The organism is Candidatus Clostridium radicumherbarum (genome assembly GCF_045310525.1).
Lineage (GTDB): Bacteria > Bacillota > Clostridia > Clostridiales > Clostridiaceae > Clostridium_AT > Clostridium_AT radicumherbarum.
Genome location: NZ_JBJHZY010000003.1, coordinates 210886 through 223089 on the forward strand (window position 1 = coordinate 210886; position 12204 = coordinate 223089).

The 12204-nt window shown below is 31.0% G+C and carries 13 protein-coding genes; 12 read left to right on the top strand and 1 reads right to left on the bottom strand.

All coding sequences use genetic code 11. From position 1 onward, the window contains the following. Positions 1-21: 21 nt before the first annotated feature. The 12 genes from ACJDUH_RS14900 (at position 22) to ACJDUH_RS14955 (ending at position 9801) form a co-directional block, all read left to right on the top strand. Positions 22-717, top strand: coding sequence for a methyltransferase domain-containing protein (locus ACJDUH_RS14900; protein ID WP_406766002.1), 696 nt, complete (start codon positions 22-24; stop codon positions 715-717). 68 nt (positions 718-785) lie between these two features. After that, positions 786-1265: a 5'-methylthioadenosine/S-adenosylhomocysteine nucleosidase gene (gene mtnN, locus ACJDUH_RS14905; RefSeq protein WP_406766003.1), complete on the top strand. Its 480-nt coding sequence runs from the start codon at positions 786-788 to the stop codon at positions 1263-1265. Further along, positions 1202-1474: a 5'-methylthioadenosine/S-adenosylhomocysteine nucleosidase gene (locus ACJDUH_RS14910; RefSeq protein WP_406766004.1), complete on the top strand. Its 273-nt coding sequence runs from the start codon at positions 1202-1204 to the stop codon at positions 1472-1474. Before mtnN ends, ACJDUH_RS14910 begins: the two co-directional genes overlap by 64 nt. Positions 1475-1648: 174 nt before the next feature. Then, the gene (locus ACJDUH_RS14915; RefSeq protein WP_406766005.1) at positions 1649-2347 is read left to right on the top strand and encodes a tyrosine-protein phosphatase; all 699 of its coding nucleotides are present in this window, start codon (positions 1649-1651) and stop codon (positions 2345-2347) included. Between the two features lie 47 nt (positions 2348-2394). Further along, positions 2395-2937 (top strand): GNAT family N-acetyltransferase, encoded by a 543-nt coding sequence (locus ACJDUH_RS14920; RefSeq protein WP_406766006.1) that lies wholly within the window; start codon positions 2395-2397, stop codon positions 2935-2937. A gap of 100 nt (positions 2938-3037) precedes the next feature. Continuing rightward, complete coding sequence (locus tag ACJDUH_RS14925; RefSeq protein ID WP_406766007.1) at positions 3038-3928, top strand: class I SAM-dependent methyltransferase; 891 nt, start codon at positions 3038-3040, stop codon at positions 3926-3928. A 49-nt stretch (positions 3929-3977) separates the two neighbouring features. Beyond that, entirely contained in the window at positions 3978-4673 is a 696-nt protein-coding gene (locus ACJDUH_RS14930; protein WP_406766008.1) for a DinB family protein, read from the top strand. A 183-nt stretch (positions 4674-4856) separates the two neighbouring features. Further along, the gene (locus ACJDUH_RS14935) at positions 4857-5408 is read left to right on the top strand and encodes a GNAT family N-acetyltransferase (protein ID WP_406766009.1); all 552 of its coding nucleotides are present in this window, start codon (positions 4857-4859) and stop codon (positions 5406-5408) included. A gap of 129 nt (positions 5409-5537) precedes the next feature. After that, positions 5538-6182: a class I SAM-dependent methyltransferase gene (locus tag ACJDUH_RS14940; RefSeq protein ID WP_406766010.1), complete on the top strand. Its 645-nt coding sequence runs from the start codon at positions 5538-5540 to the stop codon at positions 6180-6182. A gap of 264 nt (positions 6183-6446) precedes the next feature. Next, positions 6447-7595 (top strand): methyl-accepting chemotaxis protein, encoded by a 1149-nt coding sequence (locus tag ACJDUH_RS14945; protein ID WP_406766011.1) that lies wholly within the window; start codon positions 6447-6449, stop codon positions 7593-7595. Positions 7596-7881: 286 nt separating this feature from the next. Beyond that, entirely contained in the window at positions 7882-8739 is an 858-nt protein-coding gene (locus ACJDUH_RS14950; RefSeq protein ID WP_406766204.1) for a damage-control phosphatase ARMT1 family protein, read from the top strand. A gap of 87 nt (positions 8740-8826) precedes the next feature. Then, positions 8827-9801: an NYN domain-containing protein gene (locus ACJDUH_RS14955; RefSeq protein WP_406766012.1), complete on the top strand. Its 975-nt coding sequence runs from the start codon at positions 8827-8829 to the stop codon at positions 9799-9801. Positions 9802-10015: 214 nt separating this feature from the next. Here the strand turns inward: ACJDUH_RS14955 and ACJDUH_RS14960 are convergent, their stop codons facing one another. Next, positions 10016-11653, bottom strand: a complete 1638-nt coding sequence (locus ACJDUH_RS14960) for a SulP family inorganic anion transporter (protein ID WP_406766013.1) — start codon at positions 11651-11653, stop codon at positions 10016-10018. Positions 11654-12204 lie beyond the last annotated feature (551 nt).

Here is a 12204-nt window from a genome sequence, read left to right on the forward strand (position 1 = left end):
TGATAATAAGAGGTTTTAAGAATGGGCATTAGAAGTATTGTTCCTTGGGAATTATTACAAAAGAAAATGATATGGGAACAGTTAAAATTCATACATAATAAAAAAGTATTGGATTTTGGAAGTGGAAATGGTATAACAGCAGACCACTTTGCTATAGACAATGAGGTTATAGCAATTGAACCAGATGAAAAAATGCTTAAGGATAGATTCACGAAAAATGACTATAAACAAATAAAAGGAGATGAGAAGGAACTTAAAAATTTTCAAGATGAAACATTTGATGTTATATTGTGCCATAATGTTTTTGAATATATTGTTGAAAGAGAATATATCATTAAAGAATTTTCAAGGATATTAAAAACAAATGGATATCTTTCTATTTTAAAACATAATAAGCCAGGTAGAGTTATGCAGATGGTAGTGCTACTGAATAACTTTGAACATGCCAATGAACTATTAGATGGCAAAAATGGACATGCACAACAATTTGGCACTATTAATTACTATGAAGATAAAGAGTTACTAAAGTGGTCAGATAAATTTATGATAGAAAAAATTCTTGGGTTAAGAACCTTTTGGGATTTACAACAAAATCAAGAAATCCATAATGATAAGACATGGCAGGAAAAGATGTTAGAAATGGAATTAAAGGTGAGTGAATTAGAAGAGTATAAAGCAATGGCATCATTTCATCATGTTATTCTACGAAAAAAATAATGAAAGCGACGAGTAGAACCTTTTGTATAGGTTTTTCTAAAATAAATTTTTAATTGGGGTGAATGGCTTTGCGAATAGGGGTAATAGGTCCTACTGAGAAAGAGATAATGCCTTTTATAAATAAAATAACAAACAAGAAGCTAATTGAACATGCTATGTTAAAATTCTACTCAGGAATTTATAAAGGTGTTGAGGTAGTATCTGTATTTTGTGGAGTATGTAAAGTTAATGCTGCAATTGCCACACAACTTCTTCTTAGTAAATTTGAAGTTACTCACATTATCTTAACAGGGGTTGCAGGGGCATTGAATAAGCAGCTTGAGATTGGTGATATAGTTATTTCCAGTGAAATTGCATATCATGATATAGCATCTGGAATTTTAACAGAATATCATCCATGGATGGAAGATATATATTTCAGACCAGATATTGAATTGTTAAGGTTATGCAAGAATGTTGCAAATTCAATATCTGTTTCAAGTAAATGTTACATCGGAAGGATATTACTGGTGAAGCATTTATTACACAAATTGAAAGAAAGAGCCTAATAGAAAACTTTGATCCTCTGTGTGTTGATATGGAAAGTGCTAGTGTTGCTCATACATGCTATGTAAATAATATACCCTTCATAGTTATTCGCTCAATGTCAGATAACGCAGATGAAAGAGGCTCAGAAACATTTAAAAGTAACATGGAAGCTGCAGCACTTAATTCAATAAAAGTAACTGAAGGACTTATCCAAAAGTTGGGTATATAAGTATTATAGCGATGCAGCCAAAAAGGAAAATGCTTTTATGATATCTGACTTAAGCAGTGGTTTAGAGCCTCATTATTTTATTTAAGTAACATCAAAATTAAGTAATTCTGAAATATTGATATATAAAGGTGAAGAAAGTATTCTTAAATAATATACATTAAAGGATGTGGATATATGCATCGATTTTTATTAAGTAGCACTCTTAACACACGATTTTTAGGTGGATATTCCATAGATTCTGGATATGGAACCTCATATAAGGAGTTTCTGCGTAGTGATGTACCAATTCTGGTATCAGATGAGGATATTAAACAATTATTATTCAATAATATAACAACAATCGTTGACTTAAGAAGTGATGAAGAGGTTCAAAGCAAGCCTTGTGCTTTAAAAAGTGATAAAAGATTTGAATACCATCATTGTAAAGTACATGGAGATGGATGCTTGCCTGCAAGTGTTGAAGCTGTTCCATATTCATACTTTGAAATGGTAGATGAGCAAAAAACTATACTTAATATTATGAGAGTGTTTGCAAAAGCTAAAGGCGGTGTTCTTTATCATTGTACAGCAGGGAAAGATAGAACAGGAGTAATTTCAGCATTGCTTTTGCTATTAGCTGGTGCTTGTAGAAAAGATATTATAGCCGATTATCAAATTTCGCAAGTATATTTAGATTCCATGTTACACGAGTTTTGTAAAGTCAATAAGAATATTGATTTAAATATCATAACTCCAAAAACAGAATACATGGAAAAATTTTTAGGTATGTTTTTACAAAAATATAACTCTGTAGAAGAATATTTTTCTCAGATTGGTTTAAGTGATAGTGAAATATGGCGATTAAAAATGAAATTAGTAAGCTGTACGGGTTAATAATAACAATGAACTATGAAGTTTTAAGTAATAATGGAGGATATATCATGGCAATAAAACTTGAAAGATTTAAATTTGAAGAAATTCCGCAATTAATTTCCTGGTCACCTAGTAAAGAATTCTTACTCCAATGGGCAGGACCATCATATACATTAGAATCAATGGAAAAACAACTTCGCAATGATATAAATTTAATGTTAGAAGATAATCCTAAAAGTTTGATGTTTAGTGCTAAGCTAAGTGAAAGCAATGAAACAGTGGGACATGTGCAATTATTGAATATTGATCGAACAAATATGTCTGCACGAATAGGCAGAGTTATTGTAGGGGAAAAAGAAAATAGAGGTAAAGGAATAGGCTTACAAATAATTAAGTCTGTTTTAGATATCGCCTTTAATAAGTTGAAATTACATAGGGTTGATTTGGGTGTATTTGATTTTAATAAATCTGCAATTGCATGTTATGAAAAAGCAGGATTTATTATCGAAGGGAATTTTAGAGAGTGCCGAAAAATGGATGGGCAATACTGGTCGCTGCTAAACATGAGTATACTTGAAGATGAATATAGAAAAAGGCAAATGGGGAAATAGTATACTAGCAATTATCAAGCTTTATTCTCATTTATATATGGAGCTTTTTTATTATTGTACATTTGTAAACTCAAAGATTAGTTTGTGAAGGTGGAAAATTATGAGTCAGTCAATTTGGAATGAAAGACTAGAGTTTTTAAAAGCAATACGAACTGGTTGGTGTAATGATGATTATATTGAATTTCTTGTAGAAAAGGTTTGGAAAATTAGGAAGCCTGTAAATATCATTGATTTTGGTTGTGGTTTTGGATATGTGGGGTTACTATTACTACCGATATTACCTAAAGGAAGTACATATACAGGTATAGATATTAGTGATACGCTTCTTGATGATGCAAAATATGTTTTTAAAGATTCAGAATATAACACCAAATTTATTAAAGCAGATTTAAATGAATATGCACCTACTGAAAGTTACGACATTGCAATATCACAAGCAGTTTTAAGACATATTCCTAATGGAAAGAATATTCTAGAAAAGATGATACAATCAGTTGTAAGAAATGGGTTAGTTGTTTGCATGGAGGGTGACTTGGAAATAGAAAAGACAGGTCAGTATTTTAGCGGCTTAGATTATATTGAGCTTGGCATGATACCTTTACATAGAAAAATGTATAAGAAAGAATTGGAAGATGGAGGTAGAGATTATCGACTGGCAATAAAAATTCCTATATATATGCAGGAATTAGGATTACATGATATCGGGGTTAGAATGAACGACAGAGTTAAATTTATTAATCCACATGGAAATGAACAAGAGCATGCCAAACATTTTGACGCCATGGCAACTGCTTGGGGATGGAATAAACAGTTATCAGAGAATAAGAGAATAGATTACATAAATTCTCTAATTAATAGAGGCCTAAGTAAGCAAGAAGCTATGAAGTATGTAGATGGTGAGTCAAAAATAGGGGAATATGTGATGAGCAATAAAGATAGTGCCTATATTATTCAAGCACCATGTACCCTTATATCTTATGGGATAAAATAATAATAACTTTATACTTATGAGATTTTAGATAGAATAGGGGGAGATTAATATGAGCATAACATCAGAATGGAACTCAAAGCAAAAACATTTGAAAGAGATTATCAGAAAACCTGAATTGTTTGATGAGGCAATGAAACTTTTTCTTGAGATGCATAAATCAGTGCACTTTTCAGAAGTAAGCAATTCCAAAGTGTCTACTTTAATGGATAAATTATGGGAGGGGCTGCAAATTAATGAGTTTGCTGTTATGCCTACACAAAAGGATGAAACCATAGCGTGGGGAATTTGGCATATAACTAGAATTGAAGATTTGACAATCAATATTCTTGTAGATGAGTCGAAACAAGTTTTAAATGATAAGTGGCTTATGAGGATGAATACGAAAACCACTGATACAGGCAACGCCATGAATGAGGATGAGATTATGGATTTCAGTAAAGGGATAAATATTGATGCTTTGAAAGCATATCGTATCGCTGTCGGGCAGAAAACACAGAAAATACTTTCATCTCTTAAAGCCGAGGATTTGAAAAGAAAAGTCAGACATCAACAACTTACTAAAATTTTGAACGAACATGGAGTATTAGAGCATCCGGACAGCATTTGGCTGCTGGATTTTTGGGGCAAGAAGGACATAGCTGGAATAATACTTATGCCCATCACAAGACATCAGATTATGCACATAAATGCGGGATTTAATATCAAGCAAGCCTTACAAAAGAAAAAAGAATTTTACCGCATATAAAATTAGAAATATGAGCATAACATTGGTTTGTAACATTCTCGTATTGTAAACTACATGGAAGGAAATTTCGAGGGTTAATATTACGCTTTTAGAGAGTAAATGACCTAAAACATCAAAAAACAATGTACTGCAGTTCGTCTTAGCTAAGGCGATATTTTAACATTTTATACGAGGAGAACTTATATGAAAAGTTTAGGAACTAAAAAGATAGAAACTAAAAGACTTATATTGCGTCAGTTTGAAATATCAGATGCTAATGATATGTACAAAAATTGGGCTAGTGATGATGAGGTAACTAAATTTTTAACTTGGCCAACTCATTCAGATGCAGAAATAAGCCGTAGAGTAATTGAATCATGGATGAAAGACTATATGGATGATAAAAACTACCATTGGTGTATTGAACTCAAAAGTACAGGAGAAGCCATTGGAAGTATTGGTGTTGTCGACTATAAAGAAAATATTGAAGCTGTGGAAATAGGTTATTGCATAGGCAGTAAATATTGGAATAAAGGTATCACTACAGAAGCTCTTAAAGCCTTAATACAATTTTTCTTTCAAGAAGTAGAGGTTAATCGTATAGAATCAAGGCATGATCCACTTAATCCAAACTCGGGAAAGGTAATGCAGAAATGCGGTTTAAAATATGAGGGAACAAGAATAAAAGCGGATAGAAACAATACAGGAATTTGTGATGTTGCAATGTACGGGATATTAAACCCTATAAAAAATTGATAAATTTATTCAGTTAGTTGATCCATCCTGTATAAGGTGGAGTTGATTTCAACATTAATACAAAGTTAAGATTACATGAAATGATGATTATTTTTATGAGATAGTTTTTATAATAAAGGAGATAGAGTTATGACAGAATTCTGGGAATCTAGCTTTATAGAAAATCAAATGATGTGGGGGTTAGAACCTTCAGACTCAGCAATCTTGACAAAGGACTTTTTCCTTGAAAAGGAAGTTAAGGATATATTGATACCTGGTATTGGATATGGTAGAAACGCAAAGGTTTTTATTGACAACGGAATAAATGTAACAGGTATTGAGATTTCAAAAACAGCGATTGATTTAGCAAGGCAAAATGGGCTTAATTTTAGTATTTTTCATGGCTCAGTAACCGATATGCCTTTTGATAGCAAACTTTATGACGGCATATTTTGTTATGCACTTATTCACTTATTGAATAATCCTGAGAGAGAGAAGTTTATTAAAGATTGCTATAATCAATTAACGCCAAATGGATATATGATTTTTACTACTATTTCAAAAGAAGCTCCAATGTTTGGAAAGGGTAAACGACTTGGTAAAGACTATTTTGAGACAATGGATGGAGTAAAAATGTTTTTTTATGATTCTGACTCCATAAAACAGGAATTTGGAAAGTATGGATTAGTAGAATACTCCGAAATTGTTGAACCACATAAGAATAAGGAAAATAAACCTCCATTTAAATTTATAATGATAAAATGTAAAAAAAACTATAAGTTTGAGACTGCCTAAGCAGTCTTTTTTGTTCTAATATCATTTTTTTATTTTCAAAATTATGCATTTGTAACATAGCCATTATTGCTATGAGGAATTTTTAAATTCAATTTGTATAGAACAACTAAAAAAAACACCAAAAAAACACAATTATTCAAGAAATATTGTAGGAATATGTAATATTGTGGTATATAATCAATATAAATGTAATTAATAAATTAAATACTTTAAAACTGAATTTAGAAATTTTTAAATTATACTTTGATTTGAGGAGATAAAAATATGATTTCTATAAGTGGAATAGAATATATTAAAGGTATGTCTGAAACTCAGACAAATATGATACCAGGTGGTGTTATGTATTTGATCTGTGATGAAGAAGCTATTAATTGGAGAAGTGCTTCTCATGAATTTGATTTGGACATATTTCAAATTGGGGAAAAGCTAGATATAAACAGTATAACGGTTAAAGCTATGAGGGAAAAGAAAACTTTAATAGAAAATGTTTCACGTTCTTTATATGGGACGAGGTTAAAGATTGTAGCAGAACCTATCGTAAATGATGAAGGACAAGTTGTGGGGGGGTTCATTTCTATATTTCCAGTTACACATCCAGTAGTAAAAGCCTTTAAGGATTTTGCACCAGTTCTATCCGAAATGTTTGCAGATGGTATTGAAATGTATGTTACAGACTTAGAAAAATATACAGATTCACAGAATTCAAAAAAATTTGATATTGAAGTAATAGACCCTGGTGTTATTCTAACAGAGGATATGCCTCCAGCTATTGTAATAAAAAATAAAAAGACCTTTACTAAAGAATATGATGCTTCTGTATTTGGTGAACCATGTATTATGACATGCTGCCCTTTGTTTGATGAAGATACAGGTGAGGTAGTTGGAACCTTTGGTATGGCAGTTCCTAGATATATAGCAGAAACCTTAAAAGGAATGTCTAAAAGTTTAGAAGATAGCCTTACAGAAATAGCTTCTACTATTGAAGAATTAGCAGCATCTGCATCTAATATACATGCAAATGAGCAGGATCTTAATAGCAGCATTAATGAAATAATAAACATATCTCAAGAAATAAATGAAATATCCACATTTATAAAAGGAATAGCAGATAAAACTAATATGCTTGGATTGAATGCTGCAATAGAGGCAGCAAGAGCAGGCGATGCAGGGAGAGGCTTTGGAGTTGTTGCAGACGAAATTAGGAAATTGTCTGAACAGTCTAGAAGCACAGTTCCTAAGATTCAAGAATTAACTAAAAAAATTGTAGCTAAAGTAAATGAATCTAGTGAAAAGAGTCAAAGTTCTTTGGCCTCAAGTCAGGAGCAAGCTGCTGCTGCGGAAGAGATAACATCAAGCGTCGAGGAAGTTACTTCTATGGCAGGAAAATTATATGAAATCTCACTTAAATTATAATATTTAATAATAGGCGGCATGTTTTAGAAACTGGTATTAAAAATGTGCCACCTCATTCTTATAATTTAAACTACATTCAAAGAAATTCTTGGAGAAAACCCTACACGAATAAATAGTAAAGGACCTGGAACATCAACTAATAAAATTTTGTAGTCCACCTTGGTAGGTGGATTTTTTATATAGAATAGTGTAAGAATATGGGTTATAATCTATATATAGGTTATAAAAGTGTTAAATATCATATTAAATAAGTCAATATTAAAACTAAGAAGGTGCAAGTATGAGAATGCATGATAAATGTTTGCCATGTATGATCAACCAAGTTATCAAAGTGGCAGACATTACAGGTGTTGATAAAAAGGAAGAGTTATTGAGGGAAGTTTTTACCTATCTCAGTAAAATAGATTTTGAGACAACCACTCCAGAAGTTATTGGAGAAATTTTTGACATGATAAAAAAGCATACAAATAATCCGGATCCATATAAAGAAACCAGAAATTACTATAATACAATGTTTCTGGAATTGTTACCTAAATTTGAGGTGAAGATTGAGCAAGCTGTGAATCCGTTTCAATTAGCAGTGCGATATGCCATTATTGGTAATATCATAGATTTTAATCCTATTCACAATATATTATTAGAAGATATTTTTGATTACTTTGAAAAAATGGAACAGTTAGAGTTAGCAAAAGATGATTCTAACGCACTAATGAAAGATATTTTAAATTCAAAAATATTATTATACTTAGGTGATAATTGTGGAGAAATCTGCTTGGACAAAATTCTTTTAAAGAAAATAAAAGAAAAGAATCCTAATGTTAAAATATTATTTGGAGTAAGAGGCAAACCTGTTGTAAATGATTCTATAGCTGAAGACGCATATGCTGTAGGAATTGATGAATATGCAGAGATTATAGATAATGGGGATGGTTCTCTCGGGACTGTTCTTAATCGGACAAGTCCTGAGTTTAAAGAAGCCTATAAAAAGGCTGATATAATAATTGCTAAAGGGCAAGCTAACTATGAATGTTTGAGTGAAGAAAATAAAAACATCTATTTCCTGTTAATGACCAAATGTGATGTAATTGCAAATGATATTGACGCTCCGGAAAAGAAGATGATTTGCATGAAAAACAAAGTTTAAGAAGCAATTTTAATGATTATATATGTAATAAATTTAAGTTTATAATTCTGTATAGGGTTTAAAAACAAACAAAAAAGGAGAAACATTATGGAAGAATTTACTATTGCTCTTTTGATAGATTCAGATAATATTGGAGCAAAATATATTGATAGCATCCTAGGTGAACTTGCGAAGTATGGTAAAGTTACAATTCGGCGAATGTATGGTGATTGGTCCAAGGATAGATTAAAGCCTTGGTTAGAGAAGTCTTCTCAGTTTTCACTTACACCTATAATGCAATCTAATGATACTCCAAGAAAAAATGCATCAGACATAGGACTTGTTATTGATGCCATGGATATATTATATTCAGGGAAGGTAAATGGTTTTTGCATTGTATCTAGTGATGCTGATTTTAACAAACTAGCAAAAAGATTACGTGAATCTGGAAACTTAGTGATAGGTATTGGAGAACAAAAAACACCAGAAGCATTTCGTGCTTCTTGCGAAAAATTTATTTCTTTAGATATTATAGATGAAGAGACAGATATAGAAGATGTGAAACTTGATACAGTGCCTCACAATAATGACTCTAATCAAAAATATTTAGAAGAAAAATCTTTTACCCCAAAGAGTGTTATTGAAAAGTCTATTTTTAATATGGTGTTGGATAGTGGTATGGATTCCATGGATCTTGGAGAAATAGGACAGAGGATAAATAATATGTTTCCGGATTTTGATGTAAGAAATTATAATTACACAAAATTGTCTGAACTGTTAAAGGAGTTTAATAACCTTTTCTTAAATAATAAGGAGAATAAATACTGGGTTTCCATAAGAATGATAACAGCAGAAAATATTAGAGAAATTAAAAATACAATAGTTATGATATTTAATAAAAAACGAATCTCAAAGATGAATATTGGGGAATTGAAAAAAGAATTATCTAATGATATTCCAAATTTAGATATGATGGTAAAAAATAGTGGAGTTACTAAGTTCACTGTATTTCTAGATAAGAAAGTTGATATTATTAAAATTAGTGGTAATAATGCTGAACTTATAAAAAAGGCTGATGTATGAGCACAATATGAAGAGAAGTTAATTTGGTAAACATTGCAGAAATAGAACTATATTTTTTAATAAACATTATTAATATTGTGAAGCTAAATTAAAGTAAGGGTTGTTTTTGTTTAAGAAAAGAATGCTAATTAATTTATTTAATTAGCATTCTTTTAAATAAGCCAGATTAAAACATATAAAGGTAATTAAAATATTAGTTTGAGGTTGTCTATAATTAAACTACTTTTTTATCAAGGATTGATGCAAGTGCCTCATCAGTACTCCAAAAAATATTACCATTGTTAATAACATTAGAAGTATCTGTTCTCTTAAGCATTTCTTCCACCTTAGGTTGAACTGCAGAAAAGACAACTTCAACACCTTTTGCGTTAAGTTCCCTAATGCATTTATGAAGAGTAATAGCACATGAAACATCAATCATGGGTATACCACGCATAGATAAAATAATAAGACTAGCATTGTCTAGTTCTGACATGGCTTTAGTAAGTTTATCTGATGTACCAAAATAAAGTGGGCCTGTAAAATATATAACCTTAGTATTTTTAAGCTTCTGCATATCAATATCATTTCCCGACAGTCTTTCAGGATGAACATCGCTTATTGTTATGTCAATATCAGAAATTCTTGCAATAAACAAAATAAGTGAAAATAAAGTTCCAATAATTATGGCTGTTGTTAAATCAAAGAATATAGTAGCAGCCATAGTGAGAATAAATTTCCATATAGCACCTTTAAATTTCCTGCTGAAGATATTTGAGATACGATTCCAGTCATTCATTCTCCAGGCTGTAACAATCAGTACACCTGCCAGTGCTGCAAGTGGAATCCTAGACATTATTGGTGCTAGCAAAAACATGGATATTATAAGTCCTATTGAATGAAATACTGAAGTAAATCTAGTTTGACATCCAGATTTTATACCAACACTTGTCCTAGCAATTGCTGCTGTAGCAGGCACACCACCTAAGATCGGTATTATAATATTACCAATTCCTTGAGCTATAAGCTCTTGATCTGCATTAAACTTTTCATTTTTCATTGTTCCACCAGCTGATCCGCATAGTAAACTTTCTATCATTGCTAATGCTGCAATACTAATAGAAGGCATTATAATAGCTTTTATATTTTCTAAAGAAAGAGTAGCAAAATTTAATCTGTCATTTAGAACAAGCTTAGCAGGTATATTTCCTACAACAGCTACATGAAGATTTCCTAAAGAACTTACAATTACTGCAATAATTAAACCTGCTAGTGATGATGGGAAAATATTATTTAACTTTTTAGGCCATAGGATCATCACAAATATTACCAATAAACCTATAGAAATTGTTGATAAATGTGGATTAAATCCAAGCTTAGAATAGGATGCAATTTTTTCTATAGCATTTTTCCCCTTACTTACTGTACCAAAAAAGTTATCTACTTGTCCAAGTGCTATGATAACTGCAATACCTGAAGTAAAGCCAGTAATTACAGGCATAGGAATATAATTTACAATATGTCCGAATTTGAATATTCCTGCAATAAGAAGGATTATTCCAGATATAAAACCTGCAACAAGAATACCCTGTATACCAAATTGTATGGCAATTGGGACAAGAACTGCTGTCATGGCCCCAGTTGGTCCTGAAATTTGATATGAAGCACCTCCTAGAAGTCCGATAACAATACCTGCAAAAATAGCTGTTATCATTCCAGAGGCGGCTGTTGCACCGCTACTTACACCGAAGGCCAATGCTAATGGAAGTGCTACGGCTGTTACTGTCAATCCTGAAAGCATGTCCTTTACCAAAGAGTTGCTGTTATATCCCCTAAACTCATTCTTTAAATTGAGTACAAAATTATTAAACAAATATAGTCCTCCTCGTATTGTATATCTTTTAAATACTTTAAATAAAAATTATAAATTTTTGAACATACTTTAACATTTTAACATAAAAATGTTAGAGTATGTTAAAAGCATTAATTTTTTATTAATTTTAGTCGTTAAGTATTCCATTTTAAGGGATATTCACAAACCACCATATCGATAATCACTAATCAGTCACAGCTAAACTTTATCCGAATAAATTATATGAAATAGTTGTTTAGAATTGGCATATAAATAATTATGATTAAAAGCTGCATAAGGTGGTGTTATCATTTTAATATACAAATTTTTAATAGGGGCTATTTGCATTCTTTATTTATTTTTATCCACTAGAATTAAAATAAATATTGTAAGCGGAATTCTTATATGCTTATGTGGCTTTGTACTAGCAGTATTCTTTAAAAGCTATGCTTTATTATATACAGGCTTGCTGTGCTCATTTATAATATCATTTAAGTACTATACAGTAAGCAAGCATAAAGTAGATTCTGTGAAACTTCTAGAAGTCTTTATATTGAATTTTATAAATATAA